At 62.6% G+C, this 24,836-nt stretch carries 27 protein-coding genes and 1 pseudogene; 16 read left to right on the top strand and 12 right to left on the bottom strand.

The window, feature by feature from the left end; genetic code table 11:
• Positions 1-27: 27 nt before the first annotated feature.
• Entirely contained in the window at positions 28-507 is a 480-nt protein-coding gene (locus AQUI_RS0116340; protein ID WP_156916853.1) for a transposase, read from the bottom strand.
• A gap of 2 nt (positions 508-509) precedes the next feature.
• On the opposite strand from AQUI_RS0116340, the pseudogene AQUI_RS28195 reads away from it, so the two are divergent.
• The 13 genes and pseudogenes from AQUI_RS28195 (at position 510) to AQUI_RS0116270 (ending at position 14,073) form a co-directional block, all read left to right on the top strand.
• Positions 510-1,537 (top strand): annotated as a pseudogene (locus tag AQUI_RS28195) (IS110 family RNA-guided transposase).
• Between the two features lie 422 nt (positions 1,538-1,959).
• Positions 1,960-3,321, top strand: a complete 1,362-nt coding sequence (gene radA / locus AQUI_RS0116330; protein ID WP_027258468.1) for a DNA repair protein RadA — start codon at positions 1,960-1,962, stop codon at positions 3,319-3,321.
• A gap of 42 nt (positions 3,322-3,363) precedes the next feature.
• Positions 3,364-3,918, top strand: a complete 555-nt coding sequence (locus tag AQUI_RS0116325; protein ID WP_027258467.1) for a CvpA family protein — start codon at positions 3,364-3,366, stop codon at positions 3,916-3,918.
• A gap of 385 nt (positions 3,919-4,303) precedes the next feature.
• Positions 4,304-4,990 (top strand): Hint domain-containing protein, encoded by a 687-nt coding sequence (locus tag AQUI_RS0116320; RefSeq protein ID WP_027258466.1) that lies wholly within the window; start codon positions 4,304-4,306, stop codon positions 4,988-4,990.
• Between the two features lie 275 nt (positions 4,991-5,265).
• A complete protein-coding gene (locus tag AQUI_RS0116315) occupies positions 5,266-6,666 on the top strand; it encodes a selenium-binding protein SBP56-related protein (protein ID WP_027258465.1) in 1,401 nt (466 codons plus the stop codon).
• Positions 6,667-6,747: 81 nt separating this feature from the next.
• Entirely contained in the window at positions 6,748-7,326 is a 579-nt protein-coding gene (locus AQUI_RS0116310; protein WP_245596932.1) for a hypothetical protein, read from the top strand.
• A 370-nt stretch (positions 7,327-7,696) separates the two neighbouring features.
• Positions 7,697-9,217 carry an amidophosphoribosyltransferase gene (gene purF / locus AQUI_RS0116300; RefSeq protein ID WP_027258462.1) on the top strand — a complete coding sequence of 507 codons (1,521 nt, stop codon included), beginning with the start codon at positions 7,697-7,699 and terminating at the stop codon, positions 9,215-9,217.
• 157 nt (positions 9,218-9,374) lie between these two features.
• Positions 9,375-9,917 (top strand): DUF2199 domain-containing protein, encoded by a 543-nt coding sequence (locus AQUI_RS0116295; RefSeq protein ID WP_035920040.1) that lies wholly within the window; start codon positions 9,375-9,377, stop codon positions 9,915-9,917.
• A gap of 124 nt (positions 9,918-10,041) precedes the next feature.
• Complete coding sequence (locus AQUI_RS0116290) at positions 10,042-10,302, top strand: hypothetical protein (protein WP_027258460.1); 261 nt, start codon at positions 10,042-10,044, stop codon at positions 10,300-10,302.
• A gap of 118 nt (positions 10,303-10,420) precedes the next feature.
• Positions 10,421-11,068 (top strand): SDR family NAD(P)-dependent oxidoreductase, encoded by a 648-nt coding sequence (locus tag AQUI_RS0116285; RefSeq protein ID WP_027258459.1) that lies wholly within the window; start codon positions 10,421-10,423, stop codon positions 11,066-11,068.
• 228 nt (positions 11,069-11,296) lie between these two features.
• Positions 11,297-12,079, top strand: a complete 783-nt coding sequence (gene surE, locus AQUI_RS0116280) for a 5'/3'-nucleotidase SurE (RefSeq protein ID WP_027258458.1) — start codon at positions 11,297-11,299, stop codon at positions 12,077-12,079.
• On the top strand, positions 12,076-12,723 hold the full coding sequence (locus AQUI_RS0116275; protein WP_027258457.1) for a protein-L-isoaspartate(D-aspartate) O-methyltransferase: 648 nt from the start codon (positions 12,076-12,078) through the stop codon (positions 12,721-12,723). The genes surE and AQUI_RS0116275 overlap by 4 nt, the downstream gene beginning before the upstream one ends.
• Positions 12,724-12,825: 102 nt before the next feature.
• Complete coding sequence (locus AQUI_RS0116270; protein ID WP_027258456.1) at positions 12,826-14,073, top strand: peptidoglycan DD-metalloendopeptidase family protein; 1,248 nt, start codon at positions 12,826-12,828, stop codon at positions 14,071-14,073.
• Between the two features lie 86 nt (positions 14,074-14,159).
• On the opposite strand, the gene AQUI_RS0116265 is transcribed toward AQUI_RS0116270, so the two are convergent.
• The 3 genes from AQUI_RS0116265 to AQUI_RS0116255 form a co-directional block, all read right to left on the bottom strand.
• Positions 14,160-15,002, bottom strand: a complete 843-nt coding sequence (locus AQUI_RS0116265) for an ATP-binding protein (RefSeq protein WP_027258455.1) — start codon at positions 15,000-15,002, stop codon at positions 14,160-14,162.
• Positions 15,003-15,098: 96 nt separating this feature from the next.
• Positions 15,099-15,404, bottom strand: coding sequence for a hypothetical protein (locus AQUI_RS0116260; protein WP_245596931.1), 306 nt, complete (start codon positions 15,402-15,404; stop codon positions 15,099-15,101).
• A gap of 159 nt (positions 15,405-15,563) precedes the next feature.
• Complete coding sequence (locus AQUI_RS0116255) at positions 15,564-15,932, bottom strand: antibiotic biosynthesis monooxygenase family protein (protein WP_027258453.1); 369 nt, start codon at positions 15,930-15,932, stop codon at positions 15,564-15,566.
• Between the two features lie 72 nt (positions 15,933-16,004).
• On the opposite strand from AQUI_RS0116255, the gene AQUI_RS0116250 reads away from it, so the two are divergent.
• Positions 16,005-16,436: a MarR family winged helix-turn-helix transcriptional regulator gene (locus tag AQUI_RS0116250; protein ID WP_027258452.1), complete on the top strand. Its 432-nt coding sequence runs from the start codon at positions 16,005-16,007 to the stop codon at positions 16,434-16,436.
• 121 nt (positions 16,437-16,557) lie between these two features.
• On the opposite strand, the gene tatC is transcribed toward AQUI_RS0116250, so the two are convergent.
• Genes tatC through AQUI_RS0116235 form a run of 3 tightly spaced genes read right to left on the bottom strand, consistent with a single transcriptional unit; the run spans position 16,558 to position 18,170 of the window.
• Positions 16,558-17,460 (bottom strand): twin-arginine translocase subunit TatC, encoded by a 903-nt coding sequence (gene tatC / locus AQUI_RS0116245; protein ID WP_027258451.1) that lies wholly within the window; start codon positions 17,458-17,460, stop codon positions 16,558-16,560.
• The gene (gene tatB / locus AQUI_RS0116240) at positions 17,457-17,936 is read right to left on the bottom strand and encodes a Sec-independent protein translocase protein TatB (RefSeq protein ID WP_027258450.1); all 480 of its coding nucleotides are present in this window, start codon (positions 17,934-17,936) and stop codon (positions 17,457-17,459) included. Before tatB ends, tatC begins: the two co-directional genes overlap by 4 nt.
• A 6-nt stretch (positions 17,937-17,942) precedes the next feature.
• Entirely contained in the window at positions 17,943-18,170 is a 228-nt protein-coding gene (locus tag AQUI_RS0116235) for a twin-arginine translocase TatA/TatE family subunit (protein WP_027258449.1), read from the bottom strand.
• 225 nt (positions 18,171-18,395) lie between these two features.
• Here AQUI_RS0116235 and AQUI_RS0116230 point away from each other — a divergent pair, with 225 nt between their 5' ends.
• Together AQUI_RS0116230 and AQUI_RS0116225 are read left to right on the top strand one after the other, a co-directional pair.
• The gene (locus AQUI_RS0116230; RefSeq protein ID WP_027258448.1) at positions 18,396-18,704 is read left to right on the top strand and encodes a hypothetical protein; all 309 of its coding nucleotides are present in this window, start codon (positions 18,396-18,398) and stop codon (positions 18,702-18,704) included.
• Between the two features lie 80 nt (positions 18,705-18,784).
• Complete coding sequence (locus tag AQUI_RS0116225; protein WP_027258447.1) at positions 18,785-19,459, top strand: helix-turn-helix transcriptional regulator; 675 nt, start codon at positions 18,785-18,787, stop codon at positions 19,457-19,459.
• Positions 19,460-19,526: 67 nt separating this feature from the next.
• Here AQUI_RS0116225 and AQUI_RS0116220 read toward each other — a convergent pair whose 3' ends face one another.
• From AQUI_RS0116220 to AQUI_RS0116200, 5 genes are all read right to left on the bottom strand, one after another.
• Positions 19,527-20,378 (bottom strand): GNAT family N-acetyltransferase, encoded by an 852-nt coding sequence (locus tag AQUI_RS0116220; protein ID WP_027258446.1) that lies wholly within the window; start codon positions 20,376-20,378, stop codon positions 19,527-19,529.
• Positions 20,379-20,420: 42 nt separating this feature from the next.
• Positions 20,421-21,527 carry an ABC transporter ATP-binding protein gene (locus tag AQUI_RS0116215; RefSeq protein ID WP_027258445.1) on the bottom strand — a complete coding sequence of 369 codons (1,107 nt, stop codon included), beginning with the start codon at positions 21,525-21,527 and terminating at the stop codon, positions 20,421-20,423.
• 78 nt (positions 21,528-21,605) lie between these two features.
• Entirely contained in the window at positions 21,606-22,655 is a 1,050-nt protein-coding gene (locus tag AQUI_RS0116210; RefSeq protein WP_027258444.1) for a methyltransferase domain-containing protein, read from the bottom strand.
• Positions 22,656-22,894: 239 nt separating this feature from the next.
• Positions 22,895-24,016 carry a hypothetical protein gene (locus tag AQUI_RS0116205; protein ID WP_027258443.1) on the bottom strand — a complete coding sequence of 374 codons (1,122 nt, stop codon included), beginning with the start codon at positions 24,014-24,016 and terminating at the stop codon, positions 22,895-22,897.
• A gap of 10 nt (positions 24,017-24,026) precedes the next feature.
• Positions 24,027-24,806 (bottom strand): SDR family oxidoreductase, encoded by a 780-nt coding sequence (locus AQUI_RS0116200; RefSeq protein ID WP_027258442.1) that lies wholly within the window; start codon positions 24,804-24,806, stop codon positions 24,027-24,029.
• Positions 24,807-24,836 lie beyond the last annotated feature (30 nt).

Genomic DNA, 24,836 nt, shown 5'->3' with positions numbered 1-24,836 from the left:
CCAGTATCCGGACGCCCTGCGAGGGCATCAGCATGGCGTGGCCCCGGGCGCATGGACGATCTCGGCGATCCGGGCTGCGGGCGTGCCGGGCGCCAGCTCAATCCTGACTAGGCCCGAGAGGATCCGGATCTCCTCTTCGGATGCGGCAATGTCCGGTACCGCCGGCGTCTCCGGCACATCGAAGACCACCAGCGGGGCGAAAACCGTGCCGTCAGCCTCCGCCGCTGGCAAAACCAGTTTTCCCTGCTTCACCAACCGGCGCCAAGCCGGCAGCTGGTTCGGAAGAACTCCATACCGCGCCGACATGGCATTCACTGTCGCGCCTGGCTCAAGCGTATCCGCAACGGCCTGCGCCTTCACCGCATCCGGCCAACGCCGGTGACCCGATGCGTAGATCCCGACCCCCAACGATTTGAGAAGATGGGGTGGATGCCGCTCTCCCCCGTCGGCACCGCGATATGCCAAGCTTGTGGTGTTGTTAGCCAAAGGCAAGAGAGGAGAAGGCATCCATGGAAAACGTTTCTATAGTGGGCATAGATCTCGCAAAAACGTGTTTCAGTTGCACGGAGCTGCGGCTGACGGGGCGGTCGTGTTTCGTAAAAAGTTCACGCGCTCGCAGTTCCTGCGGTATATGGAGGCACACCGTGGCTGCACGCTGGCTATGGAGGCCTGTCCTGGAGCGCATTACTGGGCGCGGGAGTTAGAAAAGGCTGGCCATGTCGTGAAGCTGATCTCACCGCAATATGTCACGCCGTATGTCAAGCGGCAGAAGAACGATGCTGCCGACGCAGACGCGATTGCCGAGGCTGCGACCCGGCCGCAAATGCGCTTTGTCGAACCGAAGACCGCGCAACAACAAGCGCGTGCCGTGGTGTTCCGCATCCGCCAGAAGGCAGTCGCGCAGAGAATAGAGTTGGTCAATTCGCTGCGTTCGCATCTTTACGAATTCGGTTACATCGCTCCGGTTGGATTGCAGCATCTTCCGAAATTGATCCAAGTCCTTGAGGACGAGAGCAATGGCTTGCCTGTCGCCGCAAGGATCGCTTGTTGCAGCCGAATGCAGCAGATCAAGAGCCTTGGCGCTCAGATCAGCGCGCTCGACGAACAGATCTCTGAAGTGTCGAAGAAAGGCCATCGCGCCAAACGCCTGCAAACCATGCCGGGAGTCGGCCCAATCACCGCCATGGCAATTGAGGCTTTCGCACCCCCGGTGGAAACGTTCCGGCGTGGGCGCGACGTTGCCGCATGGCTCGGACTTGTTCCCCAACAGAATTCTTCGGGCGGCCGGGCGCGCTTAGGCAGGGTGTCCAAGGCCGGACAGCACGATATCCGGCGATTGCTGGTGATTGGAGCAATGACCGCCATAGTCGGGGCTTCCCGCGGGGGCATTTCTGAGGAAACGTGGCTCGGGAAATTGATGTCACACAAACCGCGTATACTGGTCGCCACAGCGCTTGCGAACAAGATGGCTCGACAGATCTGGGCGATGCTGACGAAAGATGAAAACTACCGGGCTCCGGCTCTGGCTGAAGCATAAAGGCTGACGCCAGACTCTGGACGTCGGGGATGTGAGGAAGGCATGAGCTGAATGGACAACCGATCGACCGGATCGGGGCAGGGAAAACCATCGTAATTCACAGGGCTTTCAGCCCGCTGAGAAGTGTTGGACCCGGCCCGCGAACCACCATCCCGGCCCGCGGCGCATGTGAAGAGCCGCAATCGGAGGCCTGACACAAGCGCGCACTCGATCACAGGTTCAGAAAGCCTCACGCGGGCCTTGCATTCTGAGCGGCATCCACACAAACGAATTTGCAGCGCACATTGCGAAACGCACTCCCCACCATGAGATAGCTAAGATCTCGCAGGCGAGCTCCGCACCCACAATGTGGGGCCGAGAAACCGTTTACTCCCCGTTTGCAACCCCTTGAACAAAACGGAAACGTCTGCCACTGATCCAGCATGGCAAAAACATCTTTCTCCTGCTCGGCCTGCGGCGCGAGCTTCTCCAAATGGTCGGGCCGCTGCGAAGGCTGCGGCGAATGGAACACAATTTCCGAAGACAAGGGACTGAGTTCTGGCCCCTCGAAAAAGTCGCTGGGCGTCAAGCGCGGCCGCACCATCCCGCTGAGCGATCTCGCAACCCGGGAAATCCCGCCGCCGCGCGCCTGCTGCGGTGTGGGGGAACTGGACCGGGTTCTGGGCGGCGGGCTGGTGGCGGCCTCGGCCATTCTGGTCGGTGGTGATCCGGGGATCGGCAAATCCACCCTCTTGCTGCAAGCGGCGGCGCGGTTTGCCAAGGCGGGTGTCAAAACCATCTATGTCAGCGGCGAGGAAGCATCGGCCCAGGTGCGGATGCGGGCGCAGCGGCTGGGGCTGGCGGATGCGCCGGTGCAGCTTGCGGCTGAGACCAACCTGCGCGATATCCTGACCACGCTGGAGGCCGAGAAGCCGCAGCTGGCCATCATTGATTCCATCCAGACCATGTGGTCCGACCACGTGGACAGCGCGCCGGGGTCGGTCAGCCAGGTGCGGGCTGCGGCGCATGAGCTGACCACCTTTGCCAAACGCAACGGGGTGTCGATCATCATGGTCGGCCATGTCACAAAGGACGGCCAGATCGCCGGCCCCCGCGTGGTCGAGCATATGGTCGACACGGTGCTCTATTTCGAAGGGGAACGCGGCCACCAGTTCCGCATCCTGCGGGCGGTCAAGAACCGCTTTGGCCCGGCGGACGAGATCGGCGTGTTTGAGATGACCGGCGGCGGACTGGCTGAGGTCATCAACCCCTCAGCCCTGTTTCTGTCCGAACGCGGCGAACCCTCGCCCGGCTCGGTGGTGTTTGCCGGCATCGAGGGCACAAGGCCCGTTTTGGTCGAGATGCAGGCGCTGATTGCCCCTTCGCCCCATTCGCAGCCGCGCCGCGCTGTTGTGGGCTGGGATTCATCGCGGCTGGCGATGATATTGGCAGTCTTGGAAGCGCGCTGCGGCATCCCTTTTGCAGGTCTGGACGTCTATCTGAACGTGGCGGGCGGCATGAAAATCTCGGAGCCGGCTGCCGACCTTGCGGTAGCCGCAGCATTGCTGAGTGCGCGGGAAGACGTGGCTTTGCCCGCCGATACGGTGGTTTTCGGAGAAATTTCGCTATCCGGGGCGCTGCGGCCTGCCCCGCAGACCGAAAACCGGTTGAAAGAGGCGCAAAAACTTGGTTTCACGGCGGCAATTGCCCCTGGCGGCAATAAAACTGTGTCCGTGAACGGCCTGAACTTGAGAAAGTCCAGCGATCTGGCCGGTTTTGTTGGCGAATTCTTCGGGGCCGGCTAAGGTCGCAAAAATTTCGAAATCGCAGGCAAACGGGCGAGGGACATGGAAGGTTTCACAATCATCGACGGGGTCGTGGCCCTGGTCATCGTCGTATCGGCGCTGCTGGCCTATTCACGTGGCTTCGTACGCGAGGCGATGGCCATCGCAGGCTGGATCGCCGCGGGCGTGCTCGCCTTTATCTTTGCGCCGCAGGTGGAGCCCCTGATGGCGGAAATTCCGGTGATCGGCGAATTCATCGCTGACAGCTGCGAATTGTCAATCATCGCGGCCTTTGCCGCGGTGTTTGCCTTGGCGCTGATCGTGGTCTCCTTCTTCACGCCGCTGTTTTCCACCCTGGTGCAGCGCTCGGCGCTTGGCGGGCTGGATCAGGGCGCGGGTTTCTTCTTCGGAGTGCTGCGCGGCATCCTTTTGGTGGCGATTGCCTTTTTCCTCTACAATGTGGTGATGACCGGGCAGAGTTTTACAATGGTTGACGAAAGCCGCTCGGCCGAGGTGTTCGAACGCCTGATCGGCAAGATCGAAGACCGCAACCCGGAGCAGGCCTTGGGCTGGGTCACCGAACAGTATGAAGCGCTGATCGGGTCCTGCGGCCAGTAATACGTAGGAATTGCCACCTTAAGCTGAAAACACGGGCGCCTCTTGGGCGCCCGTTTTGCTTTGAATTCAAAGCGTTCACACAGTTATCCACAAGCAGCCGTCCCAAGTGGTTAACGAGGTAAATTCTAGTTAACGCCCTGTTAACCAAATAGAATCACGTTCTGAGCGACGAAAATCCCGACCATCAAACTTGCGGCAAATCTTAACAAATCCTCAGCCTGCCCCGTCAAAGGGTTAACAATCCGCCTGCAAACAAGGCTTTGTCCCAAAAAAATCGCGCCATCCCGAAATGGGACGCAAGCCCGCCCCAATTTGGTCCCAATTCGGGGGCCTGATGGCTTCAACGGCAAAACGCCGGGCTAAGACGCTCAGAAGGGACATGAACATGCAGCTGGATCACACCACGGATTTTGCCGACTACCAGCCGGTTGATGTGCTGCTGCTGACCAATCCCCTGCCGCAGAGCCTGAAGCCGGCCCCGGCTGCGAAACGCCCCCGTGTCCGCAGCGGCGGCTTTCTGCCTGCGACCCTGGTAGAGACCGAAGAAGGCTTTAAGCAGGCCCGCGACGTGAAGCCCGGCGACATGGTGTTCACCTTTGACGGCGGCGCCCAGGAAGTGAAGGCGGTGCGCCATGCGGTGCCGCGCCTGACCACATGCCTGCATGTCCCGGCCGGTGCTTTGGGCAACGACACCGACCTGATGCTGCCTTCAGACCAGAAAGTGGCGCTGGAGATGGACACCGCCGAACGCCTGTTCGGCCTGCCGGTTGTTGTCGCCAAGCTGATTGCGCTGACCGGCTACAAGGGCATTTCCGCCGCCGCGCCGGAACGTCTGGGCCGCATACATTTCGAATTTGAAGAAGAAGAACTGGTTTGGGCTGAAAGCGGCATGCTGATGCCCGCAGGCGATGTTGCTGAAGGCTCGGCCTTTCACCAGCTGTCACTGACCGAAACCCGCCAGGTTCTGGCCAGCGATGAAGGCCGCGCCCTGTCAGCAACCGGCATGGGCGACGTCGACGCCCGCCTGCCCTGCCCGCTGGACAACTTGCTGGACCGCATTCTGGCGGCCTGATCCCCGGCGCCGGAAGCCAAGCCATTCCTCCCCCCCTCGGGCCCGCCAATGCGCGGGCCTTTTCTTTTGCGGACTGGCTATTGGCAAATAGGAGGCCGTTCCCTGGAGCTTGAAAAAAGGATCCGAAGTTTCTCCATCGATTTCAGAACGCGCGTTCCGGACGCAAGGGAGTTTGGAGAAAAAGTTGCCCGGAAAATCGATGTATGCCAGCATCGTACACAGGCGCAGAATGCATGACAGAACACTTGGCGCCCGTTTCCAGGGAGGATTTAACGATGAACTTGCGGCCCGACCCCACATTTCATGCCACCCCCAGGCTTGCCATGGAAGCCCCGGCCGAGACGCTGGCGTTTACCCTGATGCTCAGCCCTGACGGTTCGCAGCCTGATGGGCTGGCGGTTGTAGATGTTGACCCCAAATCTGACAGCTACGGCGACATCGTGCATCAGCTGATCATGCCCAACAAGGGCGACGAATTTCATCATTTCGGCTGGAACGCCTGTTCCTCAGCGCTGTCGCCGCTGACCGGCCATGCATTTCTGGAACGGCGCTATCTGATCATTCCCGGCATCCGCTCCAGCCGCATTTACGTGATCGACGTGAAGGAGCCGCGGAAGGCGAAGATCCACAAGATCATCGAACCCGAGGAAGTGTTCGAAAAGACCGGCTATTCCCGCCCCCACACCATCCATTGCGGGCCTGAAGGCATCTATGTCTCGACCCTGGGCGGCGGCGGCAAGGATGGCACCGACGGGCCGCCGGGTATCTTCATCATGGATTGCGAGACCTTCGACATTCTGGGCCGCTATGAAATGGACCGGGGCGCGCAGGACAAGCATTATGATTTCTGGTGGAACCTGCCGCGCGACTACATGGTGAGTTCGGAATGGGGCCTGCCGCCGCAGTTTGAAAACGGCATCGTGGCGGAGGATCTGCTGAGCAACAAATACGGCCATTCGATCCATTTCTGGAACCTGCGCGAGCGTAAGAACGTGCAGACCATCGACCTGGGCGAAAACCACCAGATGGCGCTGGAAATCCGGCCCGCGCATGATCCCTCCAAAGACTACGGATTCTGCGGTGTGGTGGTGGATACCACCAACCTGCAGGGCGCGATTTTCACCTGGTGGCAAAAGGATGACGGCACGTTTGAGGCCAAGAAGACCATCACCATCGACCCGCGCCCCGAAAAGGCTGAAAACCTGCCGCCGCTGCTGCAGGGGTTCGCAGCGGTGCCGCCGCTGGTCACCGATATCGATCTGAGCCTGGACGACAAATACCTGTATGTGGCCTGCTGGGGCCAGGGCGAGATGCATCAGTATGATGTCTCTGACCCGATGAATCCGAAGCTGACTGGCAAGGTTGAACTGGGCGGTATTGCCCGCGGCGCCAAGCACCCGAACGGCAAGGATTTTGCCTATGGCCCGCAGATGGTCGAGATCAGCCGCGACGGCAAGCGGGTCTATTGGACCAACTCGCTCTATTCCACCTGGGACGACCAGTTCTATCCCGATGGCCAAGGCGGCCAGATGGTGATGGCCAACGTCGGGGCAGACGGCGGGCTGGAGCTGGACAAGGACTTCTATGTCGAATTCCCCAAAGGCTACCGCAGCCACCAGATCCGGCTGGAAGGGGGCGACTGCTCTACCGACAGTTTCTGCTATCCTTCCGTCTGACGCGTGGCGGAAATCTCAACAACGGCGGCCCTGTGGTGGGCCGTCGTTGCGTCGGGACTCTATCACGGGGTGAACCCGGGGATGGGATGGCCGCTGGCGGTCTCTTCGGCATTGATGGAACGCCGCAGATCCAGCTTGTTCAAAGCGCTGCTGGCGCTGGCTTTTGGCCATCTGCTGGCGATGACTGCGATCCTGCTGCCGTTTTCGGCGCTGCTGTGGCTGACGGAATGGCATGTGGAAATCCGCATCGGCGCGGCCTCTCTGGTGATTGCGCTGGGGGGGTATTTGCTGATCAACCGCCGCCATCCCCGCTTTCTGGCGCGGGTGCCGCCATCTCGGCTGGCGCTGTGGTCGTTTCTGGCGGCGATGGCGCATGGCGCGGGGCTGATGCTGGTGCCGGTCTATTTGGGCCTTTGCGGCCCGGACGAAGGTGCCGGCCACGCCGCAGCCTATACGCTGATGGGCCGCAATGCCACCATCGCCGTCACCGTGGCGCTGGCCCATACCCTTGCCATGACCGCGGCGGGCGGCGCGCTGGCGCTTGGCGTCTACCACTGGCTGGGGCTGAAATTCCTGTCCAAGGGCTGGTTCAACCTGGATCTGATCTGGGCGCTGAGCCTTGTTCTGGTGGGGGCTATTTCATTGCTGACGCTGCATTGATGCGCCCGCCCGGTACCGCCCTCCCCGGTCAGGTTGCCGCGGTGCGGCATCGGATTTGTGATCCTTTGATGACAGGCGCAGAGAAAGGCACTATGTGAGGGCCGGAACAGGAAACGGATTCGGAGCCACACCGCCTTGCCGCTGCTGCAGACGCTGCCCGCCTGCCCTTGTGGACCTGACCTGACGCGCATGGCGCCAGGCGTCAGCGACGCATCCGGCACTTTGGCTCCGGCCGGTTTGCCGGGATGGCCCCTTGGCGCGGCGCAGGCCGCCCGATTGGCGCGCAAGATGCAAAATGCGCTAGACTGCCATCCGAGCCGCTTCCATCAGCAACCGAACAGCAAAGCCTAAGTGGGATTGGAGCCAGCCAATGTGCGGGATTTTGGGGATCGCAAGCCGGGACACGGATGTCTTTGCGGAGATATATGACGGGCTCTTGATGCTGCAGCACCGCGGCCAGGACGCCTCGGGGATTGTGACCTACACCGGCGAGTTTTTCCGCGAGCGCAAGGAAAACGGCCTGGTCAAGGATGTGTTCGGCCCGCAGGATGCCGACACTCTGACCGGAAAGACTGGCATCGGCCATGTCCGCTATCCCACTGCGGGCTCGCTGAGTGCGGCCGAAGCGCAGCCGTTCTTTGTGAACGCGCCTTATGGCATCTATCTGGTTCACAACGGCAATATCACCAACACCGCCGAGCAGCGCGAAAAGGTGACCGGCAAATACAGCCGCCATCTGCGCACCACATCCGATTCCGAAATCATGCTGAACGTTCTGGCCGACAAGGTGGCAGACGCGATCAAGGTCAACGGCAATGCCGAGCCGGTCCGCAATATCTTTGCCGGCGTCAAGATGACCATGGAGCGGATCCAGGGCGCCTATTCGGTGCTGTGCATGATTGCCGGTGTCGGCATGCTGGCCTTCCGCGACCCCAACGGCATCCGCCCGCTGTCCGTGGGCAAACGCCCGGCAGCAAGCGGTGGCGAGGATTTCAGCTTTGCGTCTGAAGATGTGGCGTTCGGCATCAACGGATTTGAGAAGATCCGCGATGTAAAGCCGGGCGAGGCCATTCTGGTTGACCTGGACGGCAACATGCACACCTTCCAGGCGGTCGAGGGCAAGCTGACCCCCTGCATTTTTGAATATGTCTACCTGGCGCGGCCCGACTCGATGATGGACGGCGTGTCGGTTTACAAGACCCAGCTGCGCATGGGTCAGGCGCTGGCCAAGCAGATCCAAGACGCAGGGCTGGAAATCGACAGCATCATCCCGGTGCCTGATTCGGCGCGCCCCGTGGCGCTGGAAGTGGCCAATTCCACCGGCATCCGGTACCGTGAAGGCCTGGTGAAAAACCGCTATGTGGGCCGGACCTTCATCATGCCGGGCCAGGCAGAACGTCAGAAATCGGTGCGCCGCAAGCTCAACGCCATCCCGCTGGAGTTCAAGGGCCGCAATGTGCTGCTGATCGACGATTCAATTGTGCGCGGCAACACGATTAAAAAGATCGTGCAGATGTGCCGCGATGCCGGCGCCAAGAAGGTCTATATCGCCTCGGCCTCGCCGCCAGTGAAGTACCCCAACGTCTATGGCATCGACATGCCGACCAAGCACGAGCTGATCGCAAACGGCCTCAGCATCGAGGAAATCCGCGACGAACTGGGCGCCGACGCGCTGTTCTATCAGAAGCTCGAGGACTTGATCTGGGCGGCGCAGGAAGGCAACCCGGACATCCAGGGCTTTGACTGCTCCTGCTTTGACGGCAACTACATCACCGGGGTGACCACCGAGTATCTGGACGCGCTGGAGGGCAGCAGCCGTGTCAGCGCCAAGATCCAGGATATGCCGGCACCCGGTGCCTCGTGGAACGCCTCGAAACTGGCCACCGGCTGAGGCGCCGCCCCTCGCAGTTCATGGGGGTTTGAACTTCCGGCGGCATCCGCGTATGAGAGCTGCCAACAGTGCATGGGGAGGCGCTGGCCATGACGGCCCGCGCCTTTTCCTATGCTTCCAGATGAAAGGCCGCCTTTTGGACGCGCATCTTGCCCGTATGCTGACCTCTCCGCGCCAGTGCCGCTGCTGCGGCGCCACCTTTGCGCAATTGCTGAGCCTCAGCTGCGACCGGCCCGATATCTGTTCCGAGGATATGGAGGTGGAGGACAACTCTGCCGTCCTGGCCACCCGCGGCGACATCCTGACGGATGATTTCTGCCGCCTGGGCGAGCTGCGTTTCATCCGCGCGGTGCTGGCGGTGCCGCTGGCAAACAGCCGCGGCGAGGAGTTCATCCTGGGCACCTGGGCCAGCCTCAGCCGCGATGATTTCGACGCCTATCTCGACCTCTTCGAGATGCGCGAGACCGAAAAGCTGGGCGACCGCCCTGCCTGGCTGGCCAATGCGATCCCGCCGGACATGCCGGTGCCTGCGGGCTGCATGCTGGAGATGCACCCCGACGGCCAGTATCCTGAGCTGAAGGTCACCGAGCAGAACCACCCGCTTTACCCGCTGCAAAAGGACGGCGCCGATCTAGAAGAGCTGCTGGAGCTGCTCTATGCCTATGGGCACGACCTGCCGTCTCTGGTGTATGACGCCTGACACAAGCGGCCATCGGCGCACATCTTCTTACTTTCCTGCGGCTTTCCGCCGATACGGTTTGCGGTGCCTTGCAGCTTGCCCTGCCCGGCCCCAGATACCTGCCGACAATCGAAGGACGGACAAGATGGCGAACGAACAGACATCTGCGAAGGTGGCAGGGCTTGCGACCCAGACCAATGCAATGAACCGCGGCAACCTGAGCTTGCTGGGGCTGTTCGGACCCGAGGACAGTATGACTGCGCTGATCCGGCTGCCGTCAGGCCGCACCCGCAAGGTGTCGCGTGGCAGCCGCCTGTCATCGGGCCAGGTGGTGGCAATTGACGCCAAGGGGCTGATCCTGAATTCCAAGGGCGAAAGCAAACGCCTTTCCATGCCTGGCGGCTGAACCGGCCCGGTTCTGCGGCACAAATTTCTTCCAAGAAATTTACCAAGAATTTTCCAAAATTCTTGGTCGGGGCCGCCGCCCCTTGACCTGCCTGCGCGCGCGGCCCACAAGACGTGCCATGACAGATAAAATCGCTCTCATCACCGGCGCATCGCGCGGCCTTGGCAACGCCTTGGCCGAGGCGCTTGCGCCCACCCATCACATTGTAGCGGTGGCCCGCACCACCGGCGCGCTGGAAGAGCTGGATGACCGCATCAAGGCCGCAGGCGGCTCCGCGACTTTGGCGCCGATGGACATCACGGTGCCCGAGGCGATGGCAACGCTCTGCCGCGGCATCCACGATCGCTGGGGCCAGCTGGACCTGTGGCTGCACACCGCGATCCATGCAACCGCGCTCTGCCCGGCGCCTTCTGTGGCCGCCAAGGACTGGAGCAAGGCCGTGGCCATCAACGCTACTGCGACCTCGGTGCTGATCCCCTATGTGGCGCCGCTCTTGGGCCAATCAGGCCGCGCGGTATTCTTTGACGACGTACGCGCGGGCGAGAAGTTCTATGGCACCTATGGCGCCACCAAGGCGGCGCAGATGGCGCTGGCCCGCAGCTGGCAGGCAGAGACCGAACGCACCGGCCCGCAGGTGTGCATCCTGGAACCGCAACCGATGGCCACCGCCCTGCGCGCCCGTTTCCATCCCGGCGAGGACCGCGCGGCTCTGGCCACCATCCAGGAAGAGGCCGCGCGCCTGCTGCCGCGGATTCTGGCAGACTGAACGGCGTTGGCGGCCTGCGCCGCGCGCCAGCGCGGCGCTATGCCCAACACCCGGGACGGCATCTGAGATGCAGGCTCGGGGGGCGGGAGCCTGCCCCGGCCGCTTCGCCTGTTGCCTCCCTGCCCCGCTTTGCGGCTGATCCCGCTTCCATCCGCGAAAACCTTGCCCCGTTCCGGCACAGGTCCTATTCAATCGAAAACCCGGTTGAACACGGCAGGCGGACACCCCATGCGCATTCTGATCACCAATGACGACGGCATCAGCGCCGAAGGGCTGGCCATTCTGGACGCTATCGCCCGCGAGGTCGCAGGCCCGGACGGCGAGGTCTGGACCGTGGCGCCCGCGTTTGAGCAATCCGGCGTCGGCCATTGCATCAGCTACACCCGCCCCACCATGCTGAGCCAATTGGGCGACCACCGCTTTGCCGCCGAAGGCTCCCCTGCCGACTGCGTGCTGGCGGGCATTCATGTGGTGATGCAGGGCGCAAAACCCGATCTGGTTTTGTCCGGTGTAAACCGCGGCAACAATTCGGCTGAGAACGCGCTGTACTCCGGCACGCTGGGCGGCGCGATGGAGGCCGCGTTGCAGGGCATCCCGGCAATGGCGCTGTCACAGTATTACGGCCCTGCCAACCGCGAGACCGCAAACCCGTTCGAGGCCGCCGCCGTGCACGGCGCTGCCCTGGTGAAAAGGATTCTGGCCGCCCAGCCGCTGGACCAGCAGGACTACCGGCTGTTTTACAACATCAACTTTCCGCCGGTCCCGGCAACAGGCGTCAAGGGCACCCGCGTGGCCACGCAAGGATTCCGCCGCGGCAGCCATTTTTCCGCGGAAGAACAACTCTCGCCCACCGGCCGCCGCTACCTGTGGATCCGGGGCGGCAACCAGCAGGTTGAGACCACCGCCGGTTCAGACGCCGCGGTCAATCTCGGCGGCTATATCTCTGTCACCCCGATGCGTGCCGACCTGACCGCGCGCGATGCACTGGGCGCGCTGAAGGCAATTGAATGAGCGGACCGGATCCCGAAACCAAAATGCAATTCCTCTACTCTGTGCGCTCGCGCGGGGTGACGCACAGCCAAGTGCTGGAAGCGATCGAGCAGATCGACCGCGGCATGTTCGTGCGCGGCATCTTTGCCGAACGCGCCTATGAAGACGTGCCGCTGCCGATTGCCTGCGGCCAGACTATCTCGCAGCCGTCCGTGGTCGGCATGATGACCCAGGCGCTGCAGATCTCCCCGCGCGACACGGTGCTGGAGGTCGGCACCGGCTCGGGCTATCAGGCGGCAATCCTGTCGAAACTGGCACGCCGGGTCTATACAATCGACCGCCACGCAAGGCTGGTGCGCGAGGCGCGGGCTGTGTTTGAGCAGCTGCAGCTCTCCAATGTGACCTCGCTGGTCGGCGACGGCAGCCACGGCCTGAGCGAACAGGCGCCGTTTGACCGCATCATCGTGACCGCCGCCGCCGAAGATCCGCCAAGCCCCCTGCTAGCGCAGCTCAAGACCGGCGGCATCATGGTGCTGCCGGTGGGGCAGTCCGACCATGTCCAGACCCTGATCCGGGTGCGCAAAACCGAAGACGGGCTGGACTATGACGAGCTGCGCCCGGTGCGGTTTGTTCCGCTGCTTGAGGGATTGGGCAAGGACACGTAAACTACCGGCGGATTTCAGCCGCCCCCCGGACGGCATGGGCTATAGTGATTGACGCGAGCGAACCCCCGCGAAAAAGGGGAAGCGTGTTTTGAGGAGAGCAAAATGACCCGGACCACCCCCACCCGGACCGCATTCCGCGGCCTGCCCCGTGCAAGGCTGCTGGCCGTATTGCCCCTGGCCGGGATGCTGACCGGGGTGCTGGCTGCCTGCCAGGGCCCGCTGGACTACGATCTGCGCGGCCAGCTGGGCGCCTTCAACACGGCAGGCGCGGCGCAGACTGCTACCGCGAACCGGCCCTCGCCGGATTCCCGCGGCCTGATCTCCTACCCCTCGTATCAGGTGGCTGTCGCCCAGCGCGGCGATACGGTTTCGGACGTTGCTGCCCGCATCGGCCTGCCGCCCTCCGAGGTGGCCCGGTTCAACGGCATGGAAACCAGCGACAAGATGCGCCAGGGCGAAGTGCTGGCGCTGCCGCGCCGCGCGCCGGACAGCCTGCCCGCAGGGGCCGGCTCCACACCGGGCTCGGTTGATATTGCAACACTGGCCGGCCAGGCCATTGACACTGCTCCTCTGACCTCACCTAATCCGGGGTCGGTGACTCCCACCGCGATCCAGCCGGTGCCCAAGCCGCAGCCGCCCAAGGTGCAGGCAGGCCCCGAACCAGTGCGCCACAAGGTGAAACGCGGCGAAACCGCCTACACCATCTCAAGGCTTTACCAGGTTCCAGTGAAATCGCTGGCGGAATGGAACGGGCTGGGCAGCGATTTTGCGGTGCGTGAAGGCCAGTTTCTGCTGATCCCCTTGAAAGAAGAGCCCGCACCCCGGCTGGCCCCGGCCGCCACCGCCGTGACCGTCACCGAACCGGGGGCCGGTTCTGAAACGCCGGTGCCGCCAAGTGCCAGCCAGCCGCTGCCGGAAGAAAAGGTCGAACCCGCCGCTGTCAAGCCTGCGGCGGAAACGCTGCCCAAGCCGGAGCTGCCCAAACCCACCCGCGCCAGCAGCGCGGCAATGGCCTATCCGGTGCAGGGCAAGATCGTCAAAACCTACTCCAAGGGGCGCAATGACGGTATCGACATTGCTGCCGCTGCCGGTGCGCCGGTCAATGCTGCCGAAGCGGGCACTGTGGCTGCGATCACCAAGGATTCCAACAATGTGCCGATCGTGGTGATCCGCCACAGCCAGAAGCTGCTGACGGTTTACCAGAACGTCGGCAATATCACCGTGAAGAAGGGCGAAAGCGTGGTCCGTGGCCAGCGCATCGCCTCGCTGCGCGGCGGTGACGATGCCTATGTGCATTTCGAAGTGCGCGACGGGTTCGAGAGCATCGACCCGCTGAGCTACCTGAACTGACGACCGTAACAGCCTGTTCACCATGAAAAGCCCGGCGAAATCGCCGGGCTTTTCCGATTTCGAGCCATTGTGGGGGCCGTTGCGGCTTATCGCAGCGCAACCCCGTGCCGACCGGCCAGGTCGGTAAAGAACTGCCAGGCCACCCGGCCCGACCGCGCGCCGCGGGTCGCCTGCCATTCAATCGCCCCGGCCCTCAGTCCCTCCGCATCCACCTGGACGCCGTAAGCTGCGCAATAGCCCGCAATCATCGCCAGGTATTCGTCCTGATCGCAAGGGTGGAACCCCAGCCACAACCCGAAGCGGTCGGACAGCGAGACTTTCTCCTCCACCGCCTCTGACGGGTTGATGGCGCTGGAGCGCTCGTTCTCGATCATGTCCCGCGGCATCAGGTGGCGGCGGTTCGAGGTGGCGTAGAACACCACATTCTCCGGCCGCCCCTCGATGCCGCCGTCCAGCACCGCCTTGAGGCTCTTGTAGTGCTGGTCGTCATGGCTGAACGACAGGTCGTCGCAGAACAGGATGAACCGGTGCTCCGAGCCGCGCAGATGGTTCAGCAGCCGCGCCACCGAGGGCAGATCCTCGCGCTGCAGCTCCACCAGTTTCAGCTGCGGGTGATCCCCCGCCAGCGCGCCATGCACGGCCTTCACCAGGCTCGACTTCCCCATCCCCCGCGCGCCCCACAACAGCGCGTTATTGGCGGCAAAGCCTTGCGCAAAGCGGCGGGTGTTATCCAAGAGCGTATCGCGCGAGCGGTTGATGCCTACCAGCAGGTCCAGATCGACCCGGTTCACAGCGGGAACAGGCTCCAGCCGTTCCGGCCCCACATGCCAGACAAAGGCACTGGCGGCGTTGAAATCAGGGGTTTCCAAAGGGGCGGGCGACATCCGCTCCAGCGCCTCGGCAATGCGGGTCAATGCGATCTGGTCCATGGGGTGCCTCCGTCGGTTAGCTGACGGATTTCAAAGCATGTTCGGAAGGAAGCGGCAAGGGGGCAAGCACCGCGCCTGCCCCCAACGACTGCAGTTCTACGCCTGGCTTTTACGGCGCGCAGCCATTCTGCTGCCATCCCGGATGTTCAAGCCCATCATGGTGAGGTTCAACACCCCAGCCAGCAATTCAATGCCCTGCACAATGATAAACACACCATCAAAGTTTCCATCACTTGCCCTTGCCTCCAGAAAAAAGGCTGCCGGCAGGAGGACCATCAATCCGTTTGCGGCAATCAAGGGCATACGCTTTTTCTTCGCAACGGCTGGCGCATCCTTGCGCCGGCGCCCGATCGCCATGCCGGAGCCTCCCGCAATGGCCATCGCCGGTATCAGGACAAACATCCCCATCAGGATCCTGGATTTGACCAGGGCTATGGTTTCCGGTGTCCCAAGAGCTTCGCTCAGCACTGTTGAGGTCCAAAACGTCAGGATGATCAGAAAGGCGGTTACACCTGCGGCTGCGTGGATTTTCTGTTTCATGGCAATCTGATCCGGGTCCCTTCAAGCGACGCAATGGTTGGCGACAGCCAGTTTTTTGAACAAATGCGGCCGGGCGGCTGCACTTTCAGGATACTTGGCAATCCGTCTATGAAATTCAGGATGCATGAAGGCCGCACGAAAGCTTTGCACGTCCTGCCAGACAGCATAGTTCACATAGGTCGAGCTGCCGGCGATCCCTTTGTGCATCTGTGTCGAAATGTACCCGGGCTGCCCCTTCATGAAATCAGCGTCATGTGCCCAAGCATCCAACAGGGCCTGCTCATCAGATGGGTCTATTGTGAACAGGTTCATCAGGACAACCGGGCCTTCTTCGGCGTCCATCTGGTCGGAAAGTGTGACGGCGCCGTCGAGTTCTTCAAGTCCAGCCATGTTGGCTCCCTCCATCAATATAGCATGCTATGTATCGTTGCATAGCATGCTATTCAAGTGCAGAATCGAACAATGAAATTCGAAAAAGAAAACTCCGCCGGCTATCTGGTGAATCACACCGCCCGCCTGTTTGCCTCCGGCTTGCAGGACCGTATCACCCCGCTTGGCATCACCATTGGGCAATTCCCCATTCTGCTGGAACTGTGGGTCAAGGACGGGGTGACCCAGCGCGAGCTGCTCGAAAAGCTGGCGCTGGAACAGGCAACCCTTGCCAACACACTGAACCGAATGGAAAGAGACGGGCTGATCGTCAGGAAGAAACACCCGTCAGACGCGCGATCACAGCAAATTTGGCTGACTGCAGAAGGACAGGCCCCACGGGAGCGCGCTTATCAGGCTGCCAACGACCAGAACGAGCAATCCCTAGCCCCCCTATCAATCAATGAGAGGGAACAGTTCATGGGCTTGATGCGCCGGATAATCAGCGCTGCGAACAGCGGTTGACTGCATACGCAGCGGGCGCCAAAGCCAGAGGCCCGGCCCCACAACTATCGATCAAAGGTATGCAGCAAAGAAAAAGGCGCGCCCTCACGGACGCGCCTTTCTGTTTCAAACCGCTTTTGGCTTACTTGTCCTTGCCGTCCTCAACCTCGAACTCGGCCATCATCGGATCGTCGGGATGGGCGTCCATTTCGTCCTCATCGTCATAATACCCCTCGGCGCGCAGCTTGGCTTCACGCTTGGCCTCGACCCGGCGAACCAGGAAGATCGAAATCTCGTAGAGACCATAGACCACCACAAACAGGATCACTTGGGTGATCACATCCGGCGGTGTCACCAGCGCGGCCAGCACCAGAATCGCCACCACCGCGTATTTGCGGACGGCCCCCAGCCCTTCGGCACTGACCAGCCCGGCCTTGCCCATCAGCGTCAGCAGCACCGGCAGCTGAAAGCACAGGCCAAAGGCCACGATGAACTTGATGGTCAGGTTCAGATACTCCTGCGCCGAGCCCTGGAACACCACGCTCAGCCCCTGGTTCACCTCTTCGCCGGTGACAGCCTCGCCGCCGGTTCCAAACTGCTGGAACCCAAGGAAGAAATCATAGGCCAGCGGTGTCACCACATAAAAGGCAAAGCTGGCGCCCAGAATGAACATGAAGGGCGAGGCGATCATAAAGGGCAGGAACGCGCCCTTTTCATTCTTGTACAGCCCCGGCGCCACAAACCGCCACATCTGGAACCCGATATAGGGAAACGCCAGGATAAAGCCGCCCAGGAAGGAGATCTTGATCGCGACAAAGAAGCCCTCCTGCGGGCTGATGAAGATTAGCGCACAGTCCTGCCCGCCCTCGGCTAGCACTTGGCACAGGGGCGCGGTCAGGAAATTGAAAACGGGCGTTGCCACGGTGAAACAGATCACCATGCCTACGACAAACGCCGCAACCGAATGGATCAGCCGGTTGCGCAATTCGGCCAGATGCTCGATCAGCGGCGCGGTTGAGTCGTCGATCTCATCCGTCTTGCTCATGACTTGGCCTCTTCTTCCGTTTTCGGCGCCGCAGGTTTCAGCGCCGCCTCGGCCTCTTCCGCCTTGGCCAGCGCCGCCTCTGCCTCACGCGCCTTGCGCTCGGCTGCCGCGCGCGCAGTGGACGCCTGGATCTTTTTGGCGTCCTCAGCGCGTTCAGCGGCCAGCTTTCCGGTTTCGCTTTCGGGGTCGTATTTGGTCGGGTCGATCGACTTGGCCATGTCCTGCGCTGCCTGTTTCACCCCGTCCATGGCGGTCCCCATCGGGTTCGACGCAGCCTTCAGCCCCTTGGCCATATCATTGACCCCGGCCTCATCCGCCGCGTCATGCATCGCCCGGCTGAATTCGCGCGCCATCCCCTTGGCCTTGCCCACGAACCGTCCCACATTGCGGAACAGCACCGGCAGGTCCTTGGGGCCGACCACGATCAGCGCGACCACGCCGATGACCAGCAGTTCGGTCCACCCAAGATCGAACATCCGCGCTTAGGCCTTGTCTTTTTCGGCCGCAGATTCGGCATCGGGTGTGACATCCTTGGCCACGTCCGCCGCGTCTTCTTCCAGCTCCTTGCTGCCTTCGTTGATGCCCTTCTTGAACGAGGTAATACCTTTGCCAACTTCGCCCATCAGCGAGGAAATCTTGCCGCGGCCAAACAGGACCAGAACCACAACAGCGATAAGCAGAATGCCGGGAAGGCCGATATTGTTGAGCATGAGAATGTCTCCTTACGTGATCCGGCGCGGATTGCAGGCGCCGGTGGAATTGTTCGCTACGGGTTTAGCGCGCAGACAGCATTGAGCGAAAGCAACCCGCACTGCACAAACACCCCGGGACGCGCAGATTCTGCAGTTTTTGCAGCTGCTGCGCATCCAACTGACAGGTATATGTCAGTTGCAGCCCGGTAAATCCAGCCCATCACAGCACATAGGAGAAACGTGATGCGCAAACATGTGGCCGAAATCGTGACCTTCAAACTGGCCGCGGGCGTGAGTCCCGCCGAATTTGTCACTCTCAGCCAGGCCAGCGAGGCTTTTGTGCGGTCCCAACCCGGCTTTCTGCACCGGCAGCTGAGTCTCGGCGAAGACGGGCACTGGACCGATTATGTCATTTGGAAGGATATGGAAACGGCGCAGAAGGTGGCCGCCGAATTCCACAGGCAGGACTTCTGCACGGATCTGATGCAGGCCATCGCGCCGGACAGCGCAAAAATGCGCCATGAAGAGGTGCTGTGGGACATGGCGTCCTGACTTGAACCTGGCCGCGCCCGGCACCTGCGCCGGGCGCGGCCCTTGACCTTTGCCCCTACTCCGCGCCAAGGGTGGTTCCCATGCGCCGCACCGACCGCCTTTTCGAAATCATCCAGATCCTGCGCGACGGCAAGCTGCATCGCGCCCAGGACATTGCCGAACGGCTGGAGGTCTCGACCCGCACCATCTACCGTGACATGGACACGCTGGCAGCCTCCGGCGTGCCGGTCGAGGGCGAGCGCGGCGTCGGCTACATGGTGCGCGAGCAGATCAGCCTGCCGCCGCTGACCCTGACGCCGGAGGAGCTGGAAGCGCTGAACCTCGGCATGGCCATCGTGGCCGAGGCCGCCGACCCCGACCTCAAATCCGCCGCTTTGTCGCTGGCGGCCAAGGTGGACGCGGTGCTGCCGGAACAGACCATCGCCGAAGCCGACGCCTGGAAATTCGCGGTCTACCCGTTTTCGGACGCAGCGCGCGGCTTTGCCCATATGCCAGCGCTCCGGGCTGCCATCAAAGCGCGCCAGAAACTGCAGCTCAGCTACCGCCGCATCGACGGCACCCTGACAGACCGCAAGATCCGCCCCTTGCACATGGAGTACTGGGGCCGGGTCTGGACCCTCACCGCCTGGTGCGAGACCCGTGACGCTTTCAGGGTGTTCCGGGTCGACCTGATCGAAGAGGCCAGCGCCCTACCCGAGCTGTTCGTCGACGAACCCGGCAAGCGCCTGCAGGACTACGACCCATACGGGTCCTGAGCCCCCTATTTCACCTTTGCGCAAATACTCCGGGGGAGGCCCTCAGGGCCGGGGGCAGCGCCCCCCCCTACCCAAGTTCGAAACTGGCAACACCGAAAATCAACCCCGTCTCCAGGCGCGGCGCAGTTCCGCGATACATCCGGGCGGTTTCAAACACCGGCGCCACCCCCATAGAACACGCCAGATCCACCGCTTCAGCATGGGGTTCCGGCACATCCAGAAACACCTCCTGCCCTTCCGGCAGTTCTTGCAGCAGCCGGGCCAGAACCGCCTCTGCCGCCGGACGTGACGTGGCAACAAGCGGCCCGATCTTGCAGCCTCTGCCGCAGGGGCGCAGGGTGCCGAAGCCTGCAAGACCGCCATGCTGATACGCGGCACTGGAAACATGCCCCTCAGCCCCCAGCCAATGCTGCCAGAACACCCGGCGCGGCGCTGGGAAGACGCGGGCATCCAGCGCCTCCAAACCTGCCCCCGTTTCTGTCAGCGGTGCCACTTCATAATCCTGCGAAACTGCCGGCCCTCCAGACGGCACCCCGCCAAAGCGGATATTGCGGTACGCGAGTTCAAATCCGGAGCGGCGGTAATTTCCTTGCTGGTCCACCACGCCATCGAGGCCGACACTCCGGCTCCCAGCGTGCTCCAGCGCCTTTTGCCACAGGGCATAGCCATAACCCTGTCCGCGGCAGTCCGGCACGACGATGTAGAATCCAAGGAAAGCAAAGGCATCACTGTAGTTCACCACCGAAATGCAGGCGATCATCCGGCCGTCCAGAAACCCGCCCCAAAAGCCTTGCGGGTCGACAGCGCCAAAGCAAGCCGCATCCCAAGGGCCGGGGTTCCAGCCCTCTAGCGCAGCCCAGTGCACGGCGGTCTGGATTTCCGCGCTGGCCAAGGGTCTGATTTGATAGCTGCCTTGCATCTGCACCTCCTGTTTCATCAGGTGCAGAATGGTCTCTAAACGTCAGTCAGGAAAGACAAAACAGCGGTTACGGCGCACAGTCAGCCACATCACACGGCCCGGCTCCGGCAGGAACACATTGGGCACCGTCGCCCTCAGAACTGAGCCGTCGAACTCCATCCGGAACTCGACCAGGCTTTCGCTGCCCAAGAACCGCGCGCGCTCCACCACCGCGCGGGCCGGCACGCCGTCGCTGGAGGTAGGCAGCGGCCCTTGGCCGCCGCGGTCGAAATCGATGCGCAGATGCTGCGGGCGGAACACGATCTCCACCGCGGTGCCGTCCGCCACACCCGGCGCCAGGAACTCGCCAAAGGCGGTGCGCGCCAAGGCTCCGTTCACCTCGGCCTTCAGCACGTTCACGTCACTGAAGAAGGAAACTGCAGCCTTGTCCGCCGGGTGGGTATAAACGTTGTAGGGCGCGCCCTGCTGGACGATTTTGCCACCGCGCATCAGCGCGATTTCATCCGCCATGCGCATCGCCTCTTCCGGCTCATGCGTCACCAGCAGCACCGCGGTGTCTTGTTCCTTCAGCAGGCTCAGCGTCTCGTCCCGGATGCCGTCGCGCAGACGGTTGTCGAGGCCCGAAAACGGTTCATCCATCAGCATGATACGCGGTCTGGGTGCAATCGCACGCGCCAAAGCCACCCGCTGCTGCTCGCCGCCCGACAGCTGGTGCGGGTAGCCGTCGATGAAGCGTTTCAGCGCCACCCGGTTCAGCAGCTCCTCGACCCGGGCGCGTTTCTCGTCCTTGCTGCCCTTCAGGCCGAAACCGACGTTGTCGGCAACGCTCAGGTGCGGGAACAGGGCGAAATCCTGGAACATCAGCCCGATTTCGCGCCGCTCCGGCGGCACCCGGAACACGGTGTCGCAGATCAGCTTGCCGTCGACAAAAATCTCGCCGCTGTCCTGCATCTCCACCCCGGCAATCATCCGCAGCGTGGTGGATTTGCCGCAGCCCGACGGCCCCAGCAGGCAGGTCACCTGCCCCGCCTGGATCTGCAACGAGACATCGTCCACCACCGCACGCCCCTCAAAGAAGCGCTTGATGTTGCGGATCTCCAGACGCGGCGGCGTTTGCGTGCTGATCAGGTCGGCGGGGGCAGTGTTCATGGGGCCTCGGGGCTGTTTCCGCGCGATACGCTGGGGTCACGCCGGGATAGCAACCCTGCCGCAGGGCCGCAAGCCGCTCTAGCAGCAGTCCGGTGCGGCACCGTCCTGTTCCAGCCCGTTGAAGGGTGAATTGCCGCCGCAGCCCGCAAATATCCCGTAGTGGGTATCAAACGAGCCGATAAACTCGAAATGCTCTGCAAGGCGGCTGTCCTGCAGCATCATCCAGGTGTTGCCGCAGACCGGGGCCACCTTGCCCGCCTCGATCACATGATGATCATCCAGCGCAAACACATGCGGCGCGTGTTCGATGGTGCCCTTGTAGATCACCGCCTGACCGTAATCTTCGCAGGCAGGCTCCAATGCTGCCAGTTTGAACAGCCGGTAGGTGGCCGACAGGAACTTCAGCGGTTGCACCCGTTTCTCCAGCACCGGGTTCTCGATCGTCAGCATCCGCGCGGTCACCATCCGCGGATCCCTGAAACCCGATGCCTTGGCGATCGACAGAAAGTCGTTCCAATAAAGCGCCCCGGACAGGCATTCCCCGTACAGCACCTCGTCCTCGGCCAGTGCCTGCGGCACCCGGCGGTCGGCGTAGACATCCGAGAAATACATCTCGCCGCCCTCTTTCAGCAGATGATGCGCACCGCGCAGCACCGCGCCCTTGTCGGTGGCCAGGTTGATCACACAGTTGGAGACGATGATGTCAAACGAGCCCGGCTCCAGGCCCAGCTCCTCCAGCTGTTCGATGTAACCGTGATGAAATTCGACGTTGGACTTGGCATAGCCAAAGGCCTCGGCGTGGTAATCCTGATGGCGCCGCGCCACCTCCAGCTGCGCCGCGGTCATGTCGACGCCCACCACCTTGCCGGTCTCGCCCACCAGTGCGGACAAGGCATAGACATCGCGGCCCGCGCCGCAGCCGAGGTCAAGGATCCTTGCGCCCTCCAGCGCCTCTGGCGCGATCAGACCGCAGCCGTAATAGCGGGTCAGCACTTCGTCGTGGATCTTCGACAGCACCGCCTTCACATGGTCCGGCATGGCATCCGGCGTGCAGCAGGCGTTGGTCTGCAAGTCCTCGCTGCCCTGCAGCACCTCGCCATAATAATTCTGCACGTTTTCATGTTTCATGGGAGCGCCTTTTCTGATGGTTCCACACCATTGGGATAGCGGCCCCTAGGCACCCGGGCAATCGGGCCGGCGGGAGGTCTGACGCAACTGTGAAGGAGCGTGCGATACTGAGTTCTGAGGGCGGTGCCCGTCCGCGGGCGCAAGCGAAGCCCCCGCCCGTCGTGCTGAAAGCACGCCTCCGGCATGACGGGGGCGGAAGAGCGTTGCCCGGCGGTGCCGCCGGGCGGATTGAGAACTATCTACCCTTCCGGCAGCAGCTCAAACGCCGCCTTGGCCCTCACCTTGCCATTCACCATCAGCTCGATCCGGTGCGGCCCGGGCACCAGCTTGAAGGTTGTCGCATCACCCTTCAGCTTGTGCTTCTTGCCCAGCTTCAGCGTGCCGCCGGTGATCCTCGCCTGCTTCAGCTTGAACACCTTGGCCGAGGCCTTGCCGCCAGGGCGCTGGAAATGCAGGATATAGTCAACCAGCACCGGCGCGCCCGCCGCACCTTCCAGCCGGCAGGAGAAATCCAAGGCCTCACCGATGCGCACCGTCTCCGGCGCCTGGATCAACGCCTTCAATGACAGATCCGGATCAAATCCTAGCATCGCCATCGCCCGCGGATGGCCAGCCTTGACCAACCCGCGCAAGGCATGGGAGGTCATCCAGTCCAGTTCCTTGCGGTCCTGCACCCCAGCTTTGTGCCAGCCCTCTAAGCGGTCCATCACCAGATCCGGGTCCTTTTTGGCGATGTCGTTCAAATGATTGGCTACCGAGCGGGTGACATAGCGGGTGCCGTCCCGGTGCAGCTGGTCCAAGAGCGGCAGCGGCTCCGCCAATTGCAGCCCGACCGCCTCGCCCCAGGGCAGCCGCGGCCGGCTGCCTTCGCTGACCAGCCGCCGCACGTGGTAGCTGGAGTGCCCGGCCCAGTCCTGCATCCGCGCCAGCACTTCGGCGGGCCAGCGGTTCAGAAAGGGGCGGACCGCCCATTCCATCGAAAACCGTTGGGTGATCTCCTCCAGCAGGTCCAGCGACAGGCCGCAGTGCGCCTCCACACCTCGCGTAGCGACATACTCCCCCAAGGGGGCAAAGATGAAATCACCGAAATCATCATCCGTCTTGTCCGGGTCCAAGGGCGGCGGCAGCGCCCTGAGCAGGACCGGCGCGGCCTTTGGCAAAGCCTCCGGCAGGTGATCCGCCAGCACATCGGCAATCAGCGTGATCCGCTGCTTCAGCTCCAGCGCCGGCAGCTCCGCCATGACCTGCGCTTCGAATGCATCGGCGTCAAACCCAGGCTCAGCCGCGGCAAAAAGGCCCGCCAGGTAGCGGACCTTGTCGCGGTTGAACAGCTGGTCCTTCAGGGAAAACCCGCTGGCCATGCTGCGCTCCTTACATCGTGGTATTGGTGGCGCCGCCGTCCAGCAGGATGTTCTGCCCGACCATGAAGCCCGCGTGCTGCGAGCACATGAAGGCACAGGTGGCGCCGAACTCAGCCCGCGTGCCATAGCGGCCCGCCGGAATGGTGGCACAGCGCTGCGCCTTGGCTTCCTCGGGCGTGATCCCCTGCGCCTTGGCGGCACCGCCATCCAGCGACACCGCACGGTCGGTGGCATGAATGCCCGGTTGCAGATTGTTGATGATGACCCCCTCGCCGGCCACCTGACGCGCGGTGCCCGCGACATAACCGGTCAGGCCCGCGCGCGCTGCGTTCGACAGCCCCAGCACCGGGATCGGCGATTTGACCGACACCGAAGTGATATTGACAACCCGGCCCCAGCCGCGGTCGATCATGCCCGGCACCAGCGCCTTGATCAGCGCGATCGGGGTCAGCATGTTGGCGTCCAGCGCGCTGATGAAATCCTCGCGGTCCCAGTCTGTCCACATGCCCGGCGGCGGGCCGCCCGCATTGGTGACCAGAATGTCCACGCCGGCAGCCGCATCCAGCACCTTCTTCTGGCCCTCCGGAGCAGTCACATCCGCTGCCACCGTCACCACATCCACACCGTATGCGTCGCGGATCGCCTGCGCCGAAGCCTCCAGCGCCTCCGCCCCGCGGGCGTTCATCACCAGGTTCACACCTGCCTCCGCCAGCGCCTCGGCGCAGCCCAGCCCCAGCCCTTTACTGCTGGCACAGACCAGCGCGCGTTTGCCCGAAATACCCAGATCCATCGTCACCCTCCTTCGGGAATCCTGTTCTTT

Origin of the sequence: Leisingera aquimarina DSM 24565 (genome assembly GCF_000473165.1) — a bacterium.
In the GTDB taxonomy this organism is placed as follows: Bacteria; Pseudomonadota; Alphaproteobacteria; order Rhodobacterales; family Rhodobacteraceae; genus Leisingera; species Leisingera aquimarina.
Note: the sequence above shows the minus strand (reverse complement) of the source record. Positions and strands in the feature narration are given on the sequence as shown.